The sequence below is a fragment of the Nostoc sp. genome (assembly GCF_036917975.1).
In the GTDB taxonomy this organism is placed as follows: domain Bacteria; phylum Cyanobacteriota; class Cyanobacteriia; order Cyanobacteriales; family Nostocaceae; genus Nostoc.
Map to the genome: position 1 here is coordinate 24,925 of NZ_JBALEJ010000087.1, position 20,439 is coordinate 45,363.

Annotated in this window: 15 protein-coding genes and 1 pseudogene; 7 read left to right on the forward strand and 9 right to left on the reverse strand. The window is 42.9% G+C overall.

The window, feature by feature from the left end:
* Positions 1–33: 33 nt before the first annotated feature.
* Entirely contained in the window at positions 34–207 is a 174-nt protein-coding gene (locus tag V7K76_RS28765; protein ID WP_334774530.1) for a hypothetical protein, read from the reverse strand.
* A gap of 123 nt (positions 208–330) precedes the next feature.
* On the opposite strand from V7K76_RS28765, the gene V7K76_RS28770 reads away from it, so the two are divergent.
* On the forward strand, positions 331–1,758 hold the full coding sequence (locus tag V7K76_RS28770) for an esterase-like activity of phytase family protein (protein ID WP_334774529.1): 1,428 nt from the start codon (positions 331–333) through the stop codon (positions 1,756–1,758).
* A 352-nt stretch (positions 1,759–2,110) separates the two neighbouring features.
* On the opposite strand, the gene V7K76_RS28775 is transcribed toward V7K76_RS28770, so the two are convergent.
* Both V7K76_RS28775 and V7K76_RS28780 read right to left on the reverse strand, forming a co-directional pair.
* A complete protein-coding gene (locus V7K76_RS28775) occupies positions 2,111–2,911 on the reverse strand; it encodes an RMD1 family protein (protein ID WP_334951079.1) in 801 nt (266 codons plus the stop codon).
* A 115-nt stretch (positions 2,912–3,026) separates the two neighbouring features.
* On the reverse strand, positions 3,027–3,980 hold the full coding sequence (locus V7K76_RS28780; RefSeq protein ID WP_334774527.1) for a glycosyltransferase family 2 protein: 954 nt from the start codon (positions 3,978–3,980) through the stop codon (positions 3,027–3,029).
* Between the two features lie 171 nt (positions 3,981–4,151).
* Here V7K76_RS28780 and V7K76_RS28785 point away from each other — a divergent pair, with 171 nt between their 5' ends.
* Positions 4,152–4,919: an SDR family oxidoreductase gene (locus V7K76_RS28785; protein ID WP_334951081.1), complete on the forward strand. Its 768-nt coding sequence runs from the start codon at positions 4,152–4,154 to the stop codon at positions 4,917–4,919.
* Positions 4,920–5,212: 293 nt separating this feature from the next.
* Here V7K76_RS28785 and V7K76_RS28790 read toward each other — a convergent pair whose 3' ends face one another.
* The 3 genes from V7K76_RS28790 to V7K76_RS28800 form a co-directional block, all read right to left on the reverse strand.
* Positions 5,213–5,491: a DUF7689 domain-containing protein gene (locus V7K76_RS28790; RefSeq protein ID WP_334951085.1), complete on the reverse strand. Its 279-nt coding sequence runs from the start codon at positions 5,489–5,491 to the stop codon at positions 5,213–5,215.
* The gene (locus tag V7K76_RS28795; RefSeq protein WP_334774524.1) at positions 5,475–5,801 is read right to left on the reverse strand and encodes a hypothetical protein; all 327 of its coding nucleotides are present in this window, start codon (positions 5,799–5,801) and stop codon (positions 5,475–5,477) included. The genes V7K76_RS28790 and V7K76_RS28795 overlap by 17 nt, the downstream gene beginning before the upstream one ends.
* A 78-nt stretch (positions 5,802–5,879) precedes the next feature.
* Complete coding sequence (locus V7K76_RS28800; protein WP_335030292.1) at positions 5,880–7,973, reverse strand: hydantoinase/oxoprolinase family protein; 2,094 nt, start codon at positions 7,971–7,973, stop codon at positions 5,880–5,882.
* A 380-nt stretch (positions 7,974–8,353) separates the two neighbouring features.
* Here V7K76_RS28800 and bchH point away from each other — a divergent pair, with 380 nt between their 5' ends.
* The 4 genes and pseudogenes from bchH to V7K76_RS28820 all read left to right on the forward strand — a co-directional run bounded on the left by bchH (position 8,354) and on the right by V7K76_RS28820 (position 15,065).
* Complete coding sequence (bchH, locus tag V7K76_RS28805) at positions 8,354–12,091, forward strand: magnesium chelatase subunit H (protein ID WP_334774522.1); 3,738 nt, start codon at positions 8,354–8,356, stop codon at positions 12,089–12,091.
* A gap of 279 nt (positions 12,092–12,370) precedes the next feature.
* Positions 12,371–12,556, forward strand: a pseudogene (locus V7K76_RS28810) (IS5/IS1182 family transposase); the annotation flags it as partial.
* A gap of 720 nt (positions 12,557–13,276) precedes the next feature.
* Positions 13,277–14,380 (forward strand): sensor histidine kinase, encoded by a 1,104-nt coding sequence (locus V7K76_RS28815; RefSeq protein WP_334951088.1) that lies wholly within the window; start codon positions 13,277–13,279, stop codon positions 14,378–14,380.
* A gap of 1 nt (position 14,381) precedes the next feature.
* On the forward strand, positions 14,382–15,065 hold the full coding sequence (locus V7K76_RS28820) for a response regulator transcription factor (RefSeq protein ID WP_334951090.1): 684 nt from the start codon (positions 14,382–14,384) through the stop codon (positions 15,063–15,065).
* Here the strand turns inward: V7K76_RS28820 and V7K76_RS28825 are convergent.
* The 3 genes from V7K76_RS28825 to V7K76_RS28835 all read right to left on the reverse strand — a co-directional run bounded on the left by V7K76_RS28825 (position 15,039) and on the right by V7K76_RS28835 (position 19,263).
* Positions 15,039–15,269 (reverse strand): hypothetical protein, encoded by a 231-nt coding sequence (locus V7K76_RS28825; protein ID WP_335030293.1) that lies wholly within the window; start codon positions 15,267–15,269, stop codon positions 15,039–15,041. The two genes, V7K76_RS28820 and V7K76_RS28825, sit on opposite strands and share 27 nt — an antisense overlap.
* Positions 15,270–15,391: 122 nt before the next feature.
* Positions 15,392–17,164 carry a DUF1565 domain-containing protein gene (locus V7K76_RS28830; RefSeq protein ID WP_334774519.1) on the reverse strand — a complete coding sequence of 591 codons (1,773 nt, stop codon included), beginning with the start codon at positions 17,162–17,164 and terminating at the stop codon, positions 15,392–15,394.
* Between the two features lie 479 nt (positions 17,165–17,643).
* Positions 17,644–19,263: a DUF4114 domain-containing protein gene (locus V7K76_RS28835; RefSeq protein WP_334774518.1), complete on the reverse strand. Its 1,620-nt coding sequence runs from the start codon at positions 19,261–19,263 to the stop codon at positions 17,644–17,646.
* Here V7K76_RS28835 and V7K76_RS28840 point away from each other — a divergent pair.
* Entirely contained in the window at positions 19,252–20,358 is a 1,107-nt protein-coding gene (locus V7K76_RS28840) for an O-linked N-acetylglucosamine transferase, SPINDLY family protein (RefSeq protein ID WP_334774517.1), read from the forward strand. The two genes, V7K76_RS28835 and V7K76_RS28840, sit on opposite strands and share 12 nt — an antisense overlap.
* Positions 20,359–20,439 lie beyond the last annotated feature (81 nt).

The following is a 20,439-nucleotide window of genomic DNA, read 5'->3' on the forward strand; positions in this document are numbered from 1 at the left end:
TGGCATCAGCCATTCCTACATTAACGAATGGCACTAAGAAAAGATACAGCCCTTGCTCTGACTGGTTCCCAGCCTCCAGGCTGGGAACCCATTCTGGGAGGCTCCGCCTCCAGTAGCTTGACGAGAGGCAGCAGCCCCTTGAATACATTCCCAGCCTGGAGGCTGGGAACGAGGTGACACAAGCCTTTGGGCTTTTCTTAGTGCCATTCCCTACATTAACCTTGAATTAATCTTGGCTTAAAAATAGCTTAATCATTAGGCATAGATAATGAAAAAGTGAAAAAAATACAATATCCCTAAGCAAATATTGTACGTAGTAGGAATACTGATATGCTCAAGAGAAATCTCTTTCTGTTCTTGTTAGCATCATTTTTTGTTGCCCCCGCAGCCAACGCAGATGTTAAGCTGATCGCAATTGGAAGCCTGAGTGGTAACATCAGCGATCGCTCTAAGAAAACCTCCGCTCCGCTCGAAAATGGTGTTGCGGGAAACCTGCTTGGTGGTATTGGGTCAGGAATCGCTTATGCGGGTCGTAACACCTTCATTGCAATCCCAGATCGAGGCCCAAATGCCAAGGCATACAATAGCGCCGTGGATGACACAACATCCTATATAAACCGCTTCCAAACCATCACTGTGGAACTCGAACCAAGCCGGTCTCCTTTAGGGTTGCCCTTTACTCTTACTCCTTGTTTAGTTGACACGACTCTGTTATCCAGTAATAAGCCTCTCTACTACGGTACTGGCGTAGGACTAGGAGTGCCTAACGGTGCCCCTGCCCTGAATGCTAAGAACACCTACTATTTCACTGGACGCTCAGACAACTTCGACCCCAATCAGATATCGACCTATCCCAATGATGCCCGCTTCGATCCTGAAGGCGTGCGTGTATCCAATGATGGTAAGTCCATCTTTATCTCTGATGAATACGGCCCTTATGTGTACCAATTCGATCGCAAGACAGGTAAGCGCATCAAGTTCTTTACACTCAACAGAAAATTCGCTGTCAGCAATCTAAATCCTGTTGGTGATAAAGAGATTAGCGGTAACACATCTGGACGTGTTGCAAACAAGGGTATGGAAGGGCTGGCGATTACTCCTAATGGCAAAACCCTAGTCGGCATACTGCAAAGTCCACTGATTCAGGATGGGGGTACTAATGGCGCTTACACCAGAATTGTTAAGATCGACATTGCAACAGGCGCTACTCAAGAATACGCCTATAAGCTAGATAATATCGGCACACCAGCTAAACCGAAATACCCGACAGTAAGTGAAATTTTATCAATTAGCGATCGCCAATTCCTAGTAGACGAACGAGATGGCAAAGGGTTGGGCGATGGCTCTCAGGCTGTCTTCAAGAAGATATACCGTATCGATCTGACCAATGCTAAAGAAGTCAGCAATATCACCGGGGAAAGCAACCTTGCGGGTAAAGAAGTTAGCAAAACCCTCTTCCTTGATGTCGTAGCGACGCTGACTCAGAATGGAATTAAACCAGAAGACATACCTGCCAAGCTTGAAGGTTTGGCTTTCGGGCCAGATGTGGTTATCAACCACGCCATCAAGCATACGCTCTTTATCAGCAATGATAATGACTTCGTTGGTACCATAACGTCGGATGCTTTGCATCCAGCAGGTATCGACAACCCAAACAAGTTTTTCGTCTTTGCAATTGACACTACTGACATCCCAGGCTTCGTACCCCAAAAGATCGAAGGAGAGCATGAATATCGGGGGTTCTGGGGAAGAAGATAAGTAGGGAATGGCACTAAGTTAAGACACAGCCCTTACCCTAACTGGTTCCCAGCCTGGAGGCTGGGAACCCATTCTGGGAGGCTCTGCCTCCTGTTTCTTGACCAGAGGCAGCAGCCCCTTTGAATACATTCCCAGCCTGGAGGCTGGGAACGAGACTACACGAGCTTTCGAGCTTTTCTTAGTGCCATTCGATAAGTAGGTAAGCATAAAAAAATATCCAATTACTTCTTGTGGGGTGGGCGTCTCGCCCGCCTTATGGACTGGGCGGGCAAGATGCCCACCCCACAATATTGGATAATTTATTTCTTGGAGTTCCCTAAACTCTGATGTAGAGACGCGATTTATCGCGTCTTCAGCCTTTAAAAATGATGCCGTACAGTGACAGCAGAATCTCCACCACAATCAGAATTACTACATACCACTCCACTCGCTGACTACTGCTATGCTGCATGAACTCCAACACTGTTTGTGCTGTTTGGGTAATTAGCTCTAGTTTGCGTTCTAAGGCATTATGACGCTCACGGATTTCGTATTCATCCTCCAAGCGCAGATATAAGTTTTCTAGCTGTGGGGACTCCCAGAGCAACTCCGGCTTATCGATGATCTCTACTCGACCTACAATCTTATGTTGAACTAACAGCGTAGTCCCAAGTTGACGCAGTAATTCCCTACTCTGGCGTCTTCCCCTGTGTTCACGCTGGAGACTAGCCGCAAACGGTTCAATTTGATCGAATACAGCCGCGAGGCTAGTTTCATAATGAGACAGCACAACACTCTTAGCGAGAATATCTGCCACTATCTGCAAGCGTTCTACACTAAATTCATGGAGAAAAATTTTTCCTTCCTTAACTCGCTCACTCTCCACAATGTTGAGATAAACTTCCACCTCTTCTGTTTCCGGGTCGGCAAAAGAGTCACTAACTTGAGACGATAGTTTGGTCAAGAAGACTGCCTTTTCTATCGGCTCAAGATTAAACAAGACAACTGCACCATAGTCCAGCAGTACCGCACAGCCGTGTTCACCGACTGAAATCATTACTGGCATAGTCGCCAAGCAAATGTAATTCTCCAACGTCTCTAAGTTAATATCTTCACCAAGAAATAGGGCCTGCGCTCTAAATCTATCTCTGTCATTAAAAAGAAGTTTTTGCATTGTCGCCCTATGCTATATTCTGCCTGCTGATCTTCACTTTTCAATCACCGAACAAGGCAAAAGTAAAAGGTTAAAATAAACAAATAAGTTTATCAATATTTTTACTTTTTACTTCTTAAAATGTTTGCCGCATTTGAGCATAAGCTTCATAAACACCCTTCACGTTATACCAGTTGAGGAAGATTCGAGCAACTTCTAAAGCTAATTGCGGTTTACCTAAATTAATTAGCCATTGCAATAACGGAGCCATTGTCCGTTCATTCAGTACACCATTGAGTGAAAGAATACCCCAAAGTAGGCGATGTAGCCAAGTCATTTGAATCATCATTCGCACTTCCCATGTGGGATGTTTTTGATAAAACAAAACTCCCATACGTCCACGTTGAATTTCTTGGTCAATTAATCGGGGAATTTGTTCTAAGTTAAATGCTGGATGCCAGTGATATCCTACGGCTTCTGGACATTTAATTAGTGTCAAACCTAGTTTTTTCAGTCGCACACCTAATTCTAAATCTTCCCAGCCATAGAGTTGAAAGCTAGTGTCAAAAAGTCCGGCTTTCTCTAGCCAATGTTTGGGGATTGCGACATTGCCCGTAGCAAAAAAAGCTGCTGAAAAATCTGTGACTTTGTAGGGTTCAGCCGTTGGATTGTTGAAATTACAAGTATTAATAACTGCGCCGTAAGTGAAAAAGCGATCGCTCCCCAATTTCTCTTTCCCCTGCACTAACGCGTTATCATGAGCTTGCAGGAAATTCTTCAGCACTACTAAATCACTATCAATAAAGATAATTGTGTCTCCCAGCGCCTCTTTTACCCCCAAATTCCGAGCCGCAGCTGGGCCAGCATGGTCTTGCTGAAACCATCGTACATGATGAAACTCTTCTTTGTGTTCTGCCAACCACTCCAATGTGCCATCAGTAGAACCATCATCTACCAAGACAATCTCGTAATCAGTAACCGAACTTGGCTGACTCAACTCCTGCACCTCCAAGGCACGGAGGCACTTTTCTAAAATCGGTTGGCGATTATAAGTCGGTATCACAACGCTGAAAAACACAGTCTCACCCACAACACTATTTATCCATCTCCAGGATAGGACAGATGGGGCGCTGACACTGTTCCTTAGTACAGCTTTGCATAAGTTCGTTTTTTAAACGCAGAGGAACACAGAGTTTTTTTCAACCAACTCCCGGATCAAAAGTGATAAATTGTTAAAGAATTAATTCAGAAAGAAAACGCTGTGACACTACCTGAATTTTCATTGGATGGGAAAATTGCCCTAGTTACTGGAGGAGGGCAAGGATTAGGATTAGAAATCACCAAAGCACTTGCGAGTGCTGGGGCTTTTGTTCTTATCAATGGGCGGAACCATGAAAAGCTAAATCGCGCAGTTGCAGCTGTCACCGCAGTTGGCGGATCAGCTTTGCCATTGCAATTAGATATTACAGATGAAGCAGCCGTTAAAAAAGCGTTTAGCGAAATTCGAGAAAAATACGGGCATCTGGATATCCTCATAAATAATGTTGGTATGCGCGATCGCCGCAGTTTTTTGGAATTTGAAATGAATGCGGCGCGTCGGTTAATCGACACCAATCTTATTGCTTCCTTCAATCTGTGCCAGGAAGCAGCACGGCTGATGATTAAGAATGGCGAAGGAAAAATCATCAACATAACGTCAATCGCTGGCCCGATCGCAGGTGCAGGCGATGCCGTGTATACTGCTGCCAAAGGTGGACTCGAAGCACTAACTCGCGCTCTTGCTGCTGAACTGGGAATGTTTGGGATAACTGTCAATGGTGTTGCTCCGGGTTTTTTCGCGACTGAGAGCAATGCAGATGTGGTTGCTGATAAAGAAATCGCCGTTTGGTTGGAAAAACGAACCTCCCTTGGTCGTTGGGGAGATCCAAAAGAAATTGCTGGTGCTGTCGTTTTCTTTGCTTCTCCAGCTGCGTCCTATATCACTGGTCAGATTTTAGCGGTTGATGGTGGATACCTCGCCCATTTTTGATTTCTATCTCAATTCTAATTTTTAGCGTTAACACTGTTAGACAGATTCTATCTATAGCCTGTTGATAGATGCTGTAAAATTAGATGATTTTGTGTAGTTAATCTCACTTGCCAGTTAGGCTCAACTACAATTGTGCTAATTTTTTCCACAACGATCACAGGGCCATTAATAATATCTTGACTGGTTCCCAGCCTGGAGGCTGGGAACCCATTCTGGGAGGCTCCGCCTCCGTAGCTTGACGAGAGGCAGCAGCCCCTCGGAATACATTCCCAGCCTGGAGGCTGGGAACGAGGCTACACATGCTTTTGGGCTTTTCTTAGTGCCATTCGCTCATACCCTAAGCTTTTGTATGCTTGCATAAAAGCTGACATAGTTAATTCTGCTGTTACACCTTCTACCCAGTAATACATATTATCTGGGTCTATTGGACTCGACCAGCGTTCATCCTCACCCGCAGCCCAAGCAAAACAATTATATGATGTGCTTTGCTTGCTGGTTACAGAATATTCAGTATGGTATAAGTTGGGAAATTTATTTTCTCTGTACCTTTCCAACTTACCATCTATATCCATTTGCTTTCCCCCATTCAATCCAAGCTACAGCCATTTGCTGAAGTCTACCACGCTGTTCGGCTTTGACAGGGTTTGCTCCTGTAATTGCACTTAAGGCCCAAAACCAATGGTCTGGTTCGCGCTCAAGTTCACGCATGATTAAAGGAACAACAGGTTGTCCCATCCCGATTATTCTTTGATAAGCGGGATGCATTGATATTTTGGAAGCAATAGAGAGCATTCCTGTTTCACGCCGCCATTGTTCTGCTAATTCTGAGAATGTCGTTTCTATTTCTGCGGTTTTAATAACCGGATAAACGTAAGGTGACATTTAACTTCTATTTAGGTTTACTACAAGTGACTTGATATTGATTATCCTGTAATTTACAGACTAACCCTAATGAATTAATTAATATTTACGGTCTAAGATTAGATGATTTTTTGTAGTTAATCTCGCTTGCCAGTTAGGTTCCACGACAATTGTGCTAATTTTTTCCACAACGATCGCAGGGCCATTAATAATATCTTCCGGTTGTAAATCTTCCCGTCGATAAACAGGAGTATCATACCATCTATCAGCAGTAAACATCTTTACTGTCTCAACAGATACGGGGTCTTCATCTAAAGGTCGAGTACGAATTATTAAAGGTTCTTCAGGAGTATCCATTTTCTGAATTACTTCCACTGAAGCGGATTCGACAATTAAGTTTTTCTCTAATTGAATGAAACCATAACGAGATTGATGTTCAGTCTCAAATTCTTGTCGCATCAATACCACATTATCAGTAAAATTAACTGTCAATGTAGAGTTAGTACCCTCATATTTTAAATTAGCTTTTCGGATTACTTCTACTTGACTCAGTGCCTCATCTATTTCACTTCTAGCTTGAGTTTCTAAATATGCCATTAACTGCTGTAATTGAGGAATTAATACTTGATTTAAAGGTTGTTCAACTCCTCCTTCTCTAATTGCCCGCACATCAGCTAATCCCATTCCGTAAGCAGAGAGAACGCCAGCATAAGGATGTAGAAATATCTTTTTCATTCCCAAGGTATCGGCAATTAAACAAGCAACTTGCCCACCAGCACCGCCAAAACAACAAAGCACATATTGGCTAACATCATAACCGCGTTGCATACTAATTTTTTTAATTGCATTCGCCATATTTTCCACTGCGATCGCAATAAATCCACTGGCTACTGCTTCGGGAGTAAAATGATTTAATGTAGCGGCTTGAATGTCTTGGGCTAATTGGGTAAATTGCTGAATTACAGTATCTTTATCTAAAGGTAAATTGCCATCAATACCAAAAACCGAGGGAAAATATTGTGGGTGAATTTTACCTAACATCACATTGGCATCAGTAACCGCTAATGGCCCGCCACGTCGATAACAAGCAGGCCCAGGATTTGAACCAGCAGATTTAGGGCCAACACGATAACTAGAACCATCAAAAAAGAGAACTGAACCACCTCCAGCAGCAATGGTATTAATTGCTAATACAGGAACTCGCATCCGCACCCCAGCTATTTCTGAATCTAGTTGTCGTTCATACTCTCCTTGAAAGTGGGCAACATCTGTACTTGTTCCTCCCATATCAAAGGTAATAACTAACTCGAAACCTGCTCTTTTACTAGTTTGAACTGCGCCAACAATACCGCCAGCCGGGCCACTTAAAATACTATCTTTTCCTTGAAATTGCTCGGCTGTAACTAAACCTCCGTCAGATTTCATGAACATTAATTTAACTCCAGGTAACTGACTCGCTACTTGGTTAACGTAACGACGCAGAATAGGAGTTAAATAAGCATCGACTACTGTTGTATCCCCTCGGCTAACCAACTTCATTAAAGGACTAACTTGATGGGATACGGATATTTGAGTAAAGCCAATTTTTAAGGCAAGTTGGGCTATTTGTTTTTCGTGTTTGGGATAGCGATCGCTGTGCATAAAAACAATCGCACAACTCCGAATTTCTGTATGATAAACTGCTTGTAAGTCACTTTTTACTTGTTCAATATTTATCGGTATTAATTCATTGCCGTTAGCATCATACCTTTCATCTATTTCAATTACCTGTTCATAAAGCATTGTTGGTAAAACAATATGACGGGCAAAGATGTTAGGACGGTTTTGGTAGCCAATTCTTAGCGCATCTTTAAAGCCTTTGGTGATGAGAAGAACGACGCGATCGCCTTTCCTTTCTAACAGCGCATTTGTAGCTACTGTTGTCCCCATTTTTACAACTTCTACTGCTTCAGTTGGAATATGTTCGTTATTAGCAATACCGATAATATCCCGAATACCTTGAATAGCTGCATCTTGATATTGTTCGGGATTTTCTGAAAGTAGTTTATAGACTATAATCCATTGCCGATTGGGCAGAGTCACAATTAAAAAACGCTCAGGATATTTTAAGAGTCTATCTATAATTGCTTGATTATTAGTAACAGCAACAATATCTGTGAATGTGCCACCACGGTCAGCAAAAACCTTCAACATGACTCTATTTCCTCGATACTATCGCATCCGATTTTATAAGAAGAATTCAGAACTCAGGAGTCAGAATTCAGTATGAATTCTGTACGACTGGATAATGAATATTGGTTTACAACTGTACAACTCTTAGAGACGCTACCGCGTAGCTTGCTTCCCCGTAGGGGTACGTCCCGCCGCGCTAACGCCCACAAGTGGCGCGAAACTAGTATTGAATTTTAAACAACAATGTTATTACTCTATCCCTTCATGGGTAGAGTATTCTGAATTCTGAATTCTGACTCCTTTTTATTTTTGAACTTACAGCAGTTTGCAGGTAACTGACCCACAAAATCTAGAGATTGCATCTAAAATTTAAGTAAAGAAATATTTCGTAGCTTACAGGCATGAAACGCATCGTCTTGATTGCTGGGTTTGAATCGTTCAACGCGGACTTGTATAGAAAAGCAGCTTTTTTGGCTAACTCTCGCTGTCCACAGTTGGATATTCGGGTATTTAGCGATCGCGATCTTACCAGTCAACGTGCTGAGGTAGAAGCCGCACTGCATGACGCTGATGTGTTTTTCGGTAGCCTACTATTTGATTATGACCAGGTTGTGTGGTTGCGCGATCGCATTTCCCAAATTCCCATCCGTCTAGTGTTTGAGTCAGCCTTAGAATTGATGAGTTTAACCAAATTGGGTGACTTTGCCATTGGCGACAAACCCAAAGGAATGCCCAAACCCGTTAAATTCATCCTCGACAAATTTAGTAACGGACGAGAAGAAGACAAACTGGCTGGTTACATCAGCTTCTTAAAAATTGGCCCCAAACTACTGAAATATGTCCCAGTGCAAAAAGTCCAAGACTTACGCAACTGGTTAATTATCTATGGTTACTGGAATGCTGGCGGTTCAGAAAACGTCGCTTCATTATTCTGGACACTAGCAGAAAAATATTTAAGTTTAAAAGTCGGCGACATTCCCCCGCTAGTCGAAACCCCCAACATCGGATTACTCCACCCCGACTATCAAGGATTTTTTGAATCGCCCCGCAAATATTTAGAATGGCATCAAACCCATTGTAGAGACGCGATTCATCGCGTCTTCCCAATAGACGCGATGAATCGCGTCTCTACAAAACCGATTATCGGAATTCTCCTCTACCGAAAACACGTCATCACCAAACAACCCTATATTCCCCAGCTAATTCGCAGTTTTGAAAAAGCCGGCTTAACTCCTTTACCCATCTTCATCAACGGCGTAGAAGGACACGTAGCAGTACGAGATTTAATGACAACCGACTATGAAATTCAGCAACGACAACTAGGCAATATAGAAACTCTCTCACTATCAAGTGAAGCAGTAAAAGTAGATGCGATCGTCTCTACAATTGGCTTTCCTTTAGTGGGTGGCCCGGCTGGTTCAATGGAAGCAGGCCGCCAAATAGAAGTAGCAAAGCGCATCCTCACAGCCAAGAATGTACCTTATATTGTTGCTGCACCATTATTAATTCAAGATATTTCCTCGTGGACGCGCCAAGGTATCGGCGGCTTGCAAAGTGTGGTTTTATACGCCTTACCAGAATTAGATGGCGCTATTGATACCGTTCCCCTTGGTGGTTTGGTGGGTGAAAATATTTATCTGGTTCCCGAACGGGTGCAGCGATTAATTGGTAGGGTAAAAAGTTGGGTGGCTTTGCGGCAAAAACCTGCATCGGAACGCAAAATAGCGATTATTTTATATGGGTTTCCGCCTGGTTATGGGGCTGTGGGGACGGCTGCATTATTAAATGTGCCGCGTAGTTTGCTGAAGTTTCTCCACGCACTCAAAGAACAAGGTTATACCGTGGGAGATTTACCGGAAGATGGCGAAGAATTGATTCGCTGGGTAAAAGAAGCAGATGAAGCTAATCCTCTTGTGGGGTGGGCATCTTGCCCGCCCCTAGATAAAGATGCCCACCCCACAAATAGTGTCAATGTTCGCACCCTAGAAAAATGGTTAGGATATCTGCAAACCTCCCGCATTGAAAAACAATGGAAATCTCTCACGGGAACTGGGATTAAAACTTATGGCGATGAATTCCAAATTGGTGGTGTGCAATTAGGAAATGTGTGGATAGGTGTACAACCACCTTTGGGGATACAAGGCGACCCGATGCGCTTAATGTTTGAACGAGATTTAACGCCTCATCCGCAATATGTTGCTTATTATAAATGGTTACAAAATGAGTTTGAAGCTGATGCTGTAGTTCATTTTGGAATGCATGGAACTGTGGAATGGTTGCCTGGTTCGCCGTTGGGTAATACGGGTTATTCTTGGTCGGATATTCTGTTAGAAAATTTGCCTAATCTATATATATATGCGGCGAATAATCCGTCTGAATCGATGTTGGCAAAACGTCGCGGTTATGGTGTGTTAATTTCTCATAATGTACCGCCTTATGGTCGTGCAGGTTTATATAAGGAATTGGTGGGGTTGCGGGATTTGATTTCGGAGTATCGCGAAGATCCGCAAAAGAATTATGTTTTGAAGGAAGGGATTTGTAAAAAAATTGTAGACTCTGGGTTGGATGCTGATTGTCCGTTTGCGGATGCGAGGAAGTTGGGGATTGCGTTTACTCCAGAGAATGTGCGGATGTTTAGCGTTCATGCTTTTGATGATTATTTGGTGGAGTTGTATGGATATTTGCAGGTTTTAGAAAATCGGTTGTTTTCTTCGGGGCTGCATACTTTGGGGGAAAAGCCGAATGAGGAGGAGTTGGGATCTTATTTGGAGGCTTATTTTGGAGACGAACCGCAGAGGCGCGGAGAACACAGAGAGGAGAGAGAGGAGGAGGAAAGGTTAATAAGGGATTTGTTGATGCAATCTACGGATGAGTTGACGAATTTGTTAAGGGGGTTGAATGGGGAGTATATTCCGCCTGCGCCTGGGGGGGATTTGTTAAGGGATGGGGCTGGGGTTTTGCCGACTGGGAGAAATATTCATGCTTTAGATCCTTATCGGATGCCTTCACCTGCGGCGTATGAACGGGGACGGGAAATTGGTCAAAAAATTATCGGCCAGCATTTGGATGAATATGGGAAATATCCGGAAACGGTGGCGGTGATGCTTTGGGGGTTGGATGCGATTAAAACTAAGGGTGAATCTTTAGGCATTCTGTTGGAGTTGGTGGGGGCTGAACCTGTTAAGGAAGGAACTGGTAGAGTTGTTCGTTATGAGTTGAAGCCGTTGGCTGAGGTTGGACATCCCCGCATTGATGTGTTGGGTAATTTATCTGGGATTTTCCGGGATAGTTTTGTCAATATTATCGAATTGTTGGATGATTTATTTCAACGGGCGGCTGATGCTGATGAATCGGAAGATGAAAATTTTGTTAGAAAACACGCTTTGGCTTTGAAAGCCCAAGGTGTGGAAAATGCATCGGCGAGATTGTTTTCTAATCCGGCGGGTGATTTTGGTTCTTTGGTAAATGATCGGGTGGTTGATGGTAATTGGGAATCTGGTGAGGAGTTGGGGAATACTTGGCAAAGTCGCAATGTGTTTAGCTATGGGAGAGAAGATAAAGGTCAAGCTAGACCGGAAGTTTTGAATACTTTGTTAAAAACTAGCGATCGCATTGTTCAAGAAATTGATTCGGTAGAATATGGTTTAACTGATATTCAAGAATATTACGCTAATACTGGCGGTTTGAAAAGGGCAGCAGAAAAACAAGGCGGTAAGAAGGTTACAACCAGCTTTGTGGAAAGTTTCTCGAAGGATACTACACCCCGCAATTTAGATGATTTGCTACGAATGGAATACCGCACCAAATTGGTAAATCCCAAATGGGCACAAGCTATGGCGAATCAAGGTTCTGGTGGTGCTTTTGAAATTTCCCAACGGATGACGGCGTTGATTGGTTGGGGTGGTACTGCCGATTTTACCGATGATTGGGTATACGATCAAGCGGCAGATACTTATGCCTTAGATGCAGAGATGGCGGATAAATTACGCAAGGCAAATCCTGAAGCTTTTCGCAATATTTTAGGGAGAATGTTAGAGGCGCATGGGCGGGGTTTCTGGGAAGCTGATAGTGATAAGTTAGATAAATTGCGCCAATTGTATGAGTTGACAGATGAGGAACTGGAGGGAGTGACAGTTTAGTGAATTGGGTACATTAGACATCTCCAGAAATTAAATATGCGTCACCCATAACCCTTGTAGAGACGTAGCAGTGCTACGTCAAAACAATTCTTTTTCGGAGATGTCTATTAGTGTGCGTCAGCATTTGATGTCTCGTAACATTCAATAATTTTTGGACAAATTTCTGATAATTTAAAGTATTAGACGTAGGTTGGGTGGAGTGGAGCGCAACCCAACATATATCAGGATGTTGGCTTTGGCAAAGCCTCCACCCAACCTACAATTTTTTTGCTTCCTCATCATACAACTCTAACTGTGATTGCTATTATTTTTTTAGTCATGAATCTTTCTACTCACCTGTCACAGGTTTTTTGTGCCTTTTTATGTCTATTTTTCCAAAATAGACCTTTTTTAGCAATTAACATAACCGAGCCTTATGATTTTGCTAGCTGCGGACAACAAAAACTTATCTTTGACCTTGCTTAAATAACTGAAACGAAGTATTTATCTTGATACACAAGATGATTATTTTGTACAGTGCATAACTATTATAAATGTCTAAATCAAAAGCATACTTTGTATAAACTGTCTCTAAACTAAGAGTATATTTTTTATTTAAATGCTATCTGGACTGTTACAAATAAAGTAAATCTTACTAAAATTAAGACAAGAATCTACTTTTCGGTTAACAAACAGAATTCAGGAGTCAGGAGTTAGAATTCAGAATTGAATTCTGTGCAACTGGCGGATAGCGCAGCATAAAGCCTTCTCTTTCAGAGACGCTAACGCGAACGGCATGGCTTCTCTTACGAGACGCTGCGCGAACGCTTAGAGCGAGTCTTGTCTGCGACACGCTACGCGAACGAGCGTCTGAATAAACGGCGTTTTTGCTCCCCCACTAAATCGGAGATTTAGTGGTCTTTAATCAGTGGTGGGTCTGAATCCCCTACTTATTAACAGAGTACCGTGGGTTTAAGTCCCCCGGTTCAATAACCGGTAAGTTTTGGGTCGGGGTCTAAATCCCCGGACGCGACGCTCGAGTACTCGCTTGCCGCCGGCGCTATCGCAGACTCGCTTTGCGCGTCGCTTTCACAAAACTTACTTGCGACTTGCGACTTGCGACTTGTTTTAATTCTGACTCCTGAATTCTGACTTCTGAATTCTTTTTTAAGTAGTTAACAAAACCAATTAAAAAGTCTATCCTAAATGATATTTTTTTCAGCTAAAATGCTGACTAATAAATCACAATTAAGTAAATTATCAGTCATATTTGGATTGTTTCTCACTGTCATGTTTATGGAGTTTGAGACCCCAACTGAATATGTATTTGGATATCTTTATATAGGTCCAATATTATTAGCAAACTCATGGTTTGGAAGAATGGCAACTTTTAAAGTGACAGTCGTTGCTGTATGCTTAACAATTTTGAATCTTTGGTTGCCAGGAGGTGAAGTCATTAAGGTATCGACAGTTGCCAGTCGAGCAATTGCTTCGATGGCGTTGATTGTAACAGGTATTTTAAGCGATCGCTTACGTCATTCTCAAGAAGCGATCGCTCTCACCCGTGCCAAGCTAGAATCTCAAGAGGAATTAGTCAAACTCCGAGAAGACTTTGCCTCGGCACTCACTCATGATTTGAAAACACCGTTACTAGGAGCAATTGAGACAATTCAAGCATTTCAACAAGAAAAATTTGGCCCTGTCTTACCAGGTCAGCAACAAGTCTTAGGGACAATGGAACGCAGTCACAAGACTTCTTTGCAACTAGTAGAAACTTTGTTAGATATCTATCGCAACGATACTGAAGGCTTAAAGCTGGACTTAGCACCCGTGGATTTAACTACTTTAGCAGAAGAAGCGGCTGGCAATTTGATTGAATTAGCTGCCAATCGTCGTGTTCATCTCTCGGTTACTTATGAAGATTCTGATTGGCGACACGCACTGTGGGTTCAGGGTGATGTTTTGCAACTGCAACGAGTTTTTAATAATCTGCTGGTGAATGCCATTAATCATTCCCTGCGTGGCGGTCGGGTGGAAGTTGTCTTAAAACCACAACCTTCTTATCAAGTGGTGAAAATTTTAGATGCAGGTGCAGGCATTCAGGTGGAACAGTTTACTCACCTATTTGAGCGATTTTACCAGGGACATAGCGATCGCCAAGCTAAAGGTTCTGGATTGGGGCTTTACCTATCTCGGCAAATTATTGAAGCCCACGGAGGTATAATCTGGGCAGAGAATAGAGTCACAACTGGTGCGATGTTTGCTTTCAAACTGCCCGTTTACCCATTTCAATCTTCTCGAACTATGTGAAATGTCCTCTACTCCAATCAAAATTCTCTTAGTTGAGGATGATGAACTCTTCCGATTAGGCTTACGTATACGATTGCAACAAGAACCAGGGTTAGAGATTACTGCTGAAACTGAAGATAGTAAAACAGCGATCGAATTAGTCAAGCAAAATCCTCTGGATGTAGTGCTGTTAGATGTGGGTTTATCAGCAATCGGGGGAATCGAAGCTTGTAGACAAATTAAGCAGCAAAATCCCAATCTGCCAATTTTAGTTCTGACTTCCCATTCGCCAAAGCCCCTAATTGTGCGATTGATTGAAACAGGCGTTCAAGGATGCTGTCTCAAAGGAATTCCTGCCGAAAAACTAGTGTTGGCACTACGTTCTGTAGTTGTTGGAGCCTCCTGGTGGGACGAAACTGCAACAAAAGAGATTCGTTCTTCCTTTGTATCTGAACCGTCTCTAACTGACTCAGAAAAAATCTCAAAGCCTGCTAATCCTCTAACTGGGCGCGAACAAGAAATTTTGTCGCTGTTAGCAGCCGGAAAAAATAATCAAGAAATTGCCCTCGCACTTTGTATTGCACCTGGAACAGTGCGAGTTCATGTCCACGCTATTTTACATAAATTGGAAGTGAGCAACCGTACTCAAGCTGTGGTTGTTGCTGTACAAAAACGGTTATTAAAAGTAGGGAATTCCAAAAATTGAAGGAGGTAGTAGGGGGAGAAATGGAGGTAGGGGAAGAGTTTTGCCCATTGGTGTCAACTTAAGCTGAAACTCCTTTAAAACCTCGTTTCCAGCCTCTGGCTGGAAATAAATGCAACTCAAAAGTGGCTCTGCCGCCAGCAAGCGAGGCGGAGCCTCAACGACAAGCATTCCCAGTCGGAGACTGGGAACGAGACAACGAGACAATAGACATCTCCAGAAATTAAATATGCGTTACCCAGAACCCTTGTAGAGACGTAGCACTGCTACGTCAAAACAATTCTTTTTCGGAAATGTCTATTCTATTCGCCGAGGTTTAAGTTGACTAATCAAGCAGTCACTATATAGGGCGAGTTGATCGCTGCTACCCGCCCAGCATCTACCAAAGCTTGATACACGATCGCCGCTACTTCACCACGTGTAGCATCGCGGGTAGGATTGAGTTGTTTCGGGTTCGGGTTATTGACGATAATTTCCTTGTTTATAGCTTTTACTACCTCATCCTTGGCATATTCAGGAATCTTGGCTTGGTCATCGAAAACTTTGATAGTTGCCGTACCATCGCTAGATAGCCCCAATCCATTCACCAGGGAGACAATCACTTGCACGCGCTGGATATTTTTGTTGGGGCCAAAAGTATTATCGGGAAAACCAGAGAGAAATAAACCTTGATATGCCTGCTGAATTACCTTGGATGCCCAAAAATCTGCTGGTACATCTTTGAATTTGCTTGCTGGACGATTTGGCGAGGGGTTGAAAGCTTTTACCAGTAATGCCGCGTATTGTGCCCGTGTCATAGTTGCATCGGGTTTAAATGTGCGATCGGGAAAACCATTAATTATCCCCAATTTGACTAATTCCCGAATAAATCCACCTGCCCAATGATTCGTAATATCAGTTAATTCGATTGTAGGCGTTGGAGTTGGGGTTGTTGGGGTTGGAGTTGTAGTAGTTGGAGTTGTCGGTGTTGAATTTGTTGGGGTTGGTATTGTTGGAGTTGGTATTGTTGGAGTTGTTGGGGTTGGTGTTGAATTTGTTGGTGTTGAATTTGTTGGGGTTGGAGTGGTTGGTGTTGGAGTTGTCGGTGTTGAATTTGTTGGAGTGGTTGGTGTTGTTGGGGTTGGGGTTGAATTTGTTGGAGTGGTTGGTGTTGTTGGGGTTGGGGTTGTCGGGATTGGAGTTGTTGGGGTTGAATTTGTTGGGGTTTGAGTTGTTGGGGTTGGCGTTGGAACCGGACTATCTGCAAACTCTATGTTTCCGGTGACTTTAGACGCATCTATTTTATTTCCTAGAGACACCAGCTTGTTGGAACTGGCATTTTGCAAATCAAATTTACCGTTATTGCGTAGAGTATTACCCCCTGGATTATTGTTACTGCCGATATCCGGGAGAGCAGTTCCAATTACTGTGATACCATCATCAGTGTTATTTTCACTGACATTATTACGTAATACGGGACGAGCGCTACCAGAGATGACAATCCCAGAACGGTTTTCAGAAATTCTGTTATCTCGAAGGGTGGGTGATGCAGTATCACTAATGGCAATGCCAAAACCTGTTTTCGAGTAGGTGTTATTTTCAATTTGACCTTTAGAATTTTTAGCGATCGCAATTCCATTAGCTGCATTATCACTGAACACATTACCTAGAACAACTGGATTAGCATCGCCTGTAGCAAATACTCCCTCCCGCTTGTTATTGATGAAGGTGCTATTAGCAACAGTCGGGGCAGTTGATTCAATCCAGACACCACTACCACGGCTAGCCAAATTTGTTACAGTCACTCCCCGGAGTTCGGCTTTGTCCAGCAACACAAATGTGACATTTTGACCAGCAAAAGTACGGCTTAGATAGTTACCACTTCCTTCAATCAAAATACCATTACCTTTGTTGGTTTCATTCCCCACCACTGTCACACCAGATGGAACCGTTAGCGGAAACACTTCACCGCTAGCAGCATTGTAATTACCATCTGCCAGTTGAATCTTGGTATCAACAGTAGCTACCTTGAGGGCTTGGGTAATCGTTTTGAAGGGGGCTTGTTGACTACCGGCGTTGGTATCGCTGCCTGATACTGGATTTACGTAAAAAGTTTGAGCCATATTTATACTTTAATAAAATACATAGCTATCCTAGCGCTAACCGTAAAAGTGGGTAGCGTGTGATGCGTTAAGTAACTTAAAGTACTTCTCACTACAAAGTTAAAAACTTATGCAAATGCATTTGCATAAGTTTTTATAAGGGAAATGAACGAGTATTTGATGGTCGTCTATTGCTGAGTCGTTTTTCAGTAAAATCACTTGGTGGTGAGATCCCCGACTTCTTTAGACATCTCCAGAAATTAAATATGCGTTATCCAGAATCCTTGTAGAGACGTAGCAGTGCTACGTCTCTACAATCATTTTCACCAGATGTCTTTTAAGAAGTCGGGGATCTAAAGCGTTTTGCAACTCAACTAAGGGACTTCCAAATAAAAAAATATCCAATTAACTCATGTGGGGCGGGCGAGACGCCCACCCAGGCTATATGGCGGGCAAGATGCCCACCCCACAATATTGGATAATTTATTTCTTGGAGTTCCCTAAGCAAGCCCACCAGTAGTCAAATTAGCCTTGATAATCAGATCATTGAAATCCTTGTCGCCACCGTTGGCTAAATCCTCAAAGCCAAAAGTATTACTAGCTAACAAGCGAATGTGATCCGTCTTATCAGAATTAGCACCCAAGTATGGGAAATAAACCGCCGGATCGTTATTAGGATTGTTATCTAAAAGCGCATCCGGTCTACCATTGACAATAATAAAGGGAGCAAAAATCGCACCAGGTTGGAACACACCATTGTCAGTAGCAGAACCTTGATTACTCACACTCAAATCAATACCAGCAACCCGACTACTCACAGCAGCTTGAATATAACCAGCCTGTCCCGTGAGAATATCAGCCTTGCCATCACCATTGGTATCAATTCCCCCATTTGCATCAGTCACCTGATAAAAGCCGACATAATCGTTGTAAGATGCCTCTCTGTAAACATTAAATTGTGCTTGGACTGGTTGTTTGACATCTCGTAAATCAATCACTTCCCCTTGGAATTGACCTTGGAGATTTGTACCCAAAGGTAAAGCTTGATCAGTCTGGTTAATTTTCACCACCAGATCGTTAAAATCTGTAGAACTCTTACCAGAAGCATCTTTCCAACCTAAAGAGAAATTATTATCACCCAAGTCGGTAATTTTTTGGGTTGAGACACTAGAAAACAGTAACTTGCCGATGGAATTTGGATCGTTGCGTACAGCATTAAGCGTACCGTCTTGGACTAACAAGAATCTAAAATTCTGACCAGAATTCAATTGCAGCAGCCTGCTGAGATTATTAGCATCAAAACCATTGGGGGTATTAGCGATCGCAGATAAAATTACCTGTGAGCGAAGTATTGCAGCTTGGGCATAACCTTCAGCACCAGGAGCAATACCGTTAATCGTACCTTGAGGATCATCAACAGTAAATAAACCCAGTTCATTCACCAGTTGAGAATTGTGTCCAGTCAGTTGGACTTCCAGTGTTTGCTTGGCATCCTGACCGTTAATGTTGAAGACATCATCATCGGGGTTAGTTAGACGGCTGGGTATTTCGCCATTAACATTAATAGTCAACTCCTTCTCAAAGGAGAGATTACCATCATCAGTAGTGCGGACACGGATTTGGTAAGTAGCCTTAGTTTGAAAGTCTGGAGAATTGTTGATTTTGAGGGTATTGCCATCAATGGTGAAGGCATTATTATCGTCAATTCCAGAAACTAAGCTGTATACGAAATTATCGTTTTGATCTGGGTCGGTGCTGCTGAATGTACCGATGGCGGTGTTGGCTGGTGCTTCATCGTTGACTGTGTTGGCACTCAACTCCAAATCTGTGGGGGCATCATTAACAGCAGTGATATCAATGTCACGGGTAGCAGGGTTGCTATTTAAACTGCCATCATTGACGACAAAGCTGATGGTGCGGGCGGTGGTGTTGGGGTTGTCGCTGCTATTTTGATAGGTGACAGAACGCAGGGCAGTTTGATATTGGGCGACGGTGGCAGTGCCAGTTAAGGTTAAAACACCGTTGGCATAATTGCCAGTAATAATGTTGTTTGGGTCGGTGAAAGCGAGGGTGTCTTCTGTGAAACCGCCGCTACTGACCAAGCTGTTTTGGCTTACCAACAGGCATTGACAATTAACCCTAAATATGCTGAAGCACAAAATAATTTGGGTATTGTCTGCGTAGCCCAGAAAAATTTAGAAAAAGCGATCGCTTATTTTCAATCTGCAATTCTCAGCAACCCGAACTATGCTTTTGCTCACAATAATCTGGGTTTAGCTTGGCAAATGCAACATAAGCTATCAGCAGCAACAGCGAAGTTTCAGGAGGCTTTACAAAAAAATCCCGGTTATCCCGAAGCTTATCTGAATTTGGGGATTGTATTAGAGGCGCAAGAAAATTTTGCAGGTGCGATTGCTTGTTATCGTTCTGCCATTCACCACAAACCAGATTATATTAAAGCTTACAACCGTTTGGGGTCAGCGCTGATATTTTTGGCGATCGCTGGTAATGGTCAATTAGATGAGGCTAGGGTAATATTTAAAAAGGTTTTAGAACTGCAACCAGACTCGGCTGAAGCCTTCAATTACCTGTTTTACCTCAAAGAAATGACTTGCGATTGGCGTAGTCGTGAGTCTGATTTAACTCGCATCTGGGAACAAACTCTTCAAGAGGTTGAGAAAGCAGAACCGACAACAATCTGCGCTTTTGATACCATATACAAGTCTTGGGATAGGACTTTTTTGCTAAAAATCGCTCGTACACACGGCGAAAATATCCAGAAACAATGGGTACAACAATCTCTGAATTTTACTCATTCTCGTTCCTTGAATGGGCGGCTACGCATTGGCTATTTATCCAATGATTTCCGCAACCATGCTACCAGTCATCTGATCAAAAGCTTGTTTAACCTGCACGATCAGGCTAATTTTGAGATATTTGCCTACTCTTTTGGCGCAGACGACAATAGCGAATACCGCCAACACATCTCTGCTAACTGCGAACACTTCCAAGATATTACGACTTTATCTATAGAAGAAAGCGCCCGCCAGATTTATGATGATGGCATTCAGATATTAATCGATCTCAAAGGTTACACTGCTGGTTCTCGCAGCGCTATTTTAGCTTTACGACCTGCTCCCATCCAAGTCAGCTATTTGGGCTATCCGGGAACGATGGGCGCTGAATTTATCGACTATATAATTAGGGCTTGCTGAAAAAGTAATAAAAAAGCAATATCAGGATTGATTAGTTATTGAAGCAAGCTCTACATATAAGTTTTTGTTGTTTTTGATTAG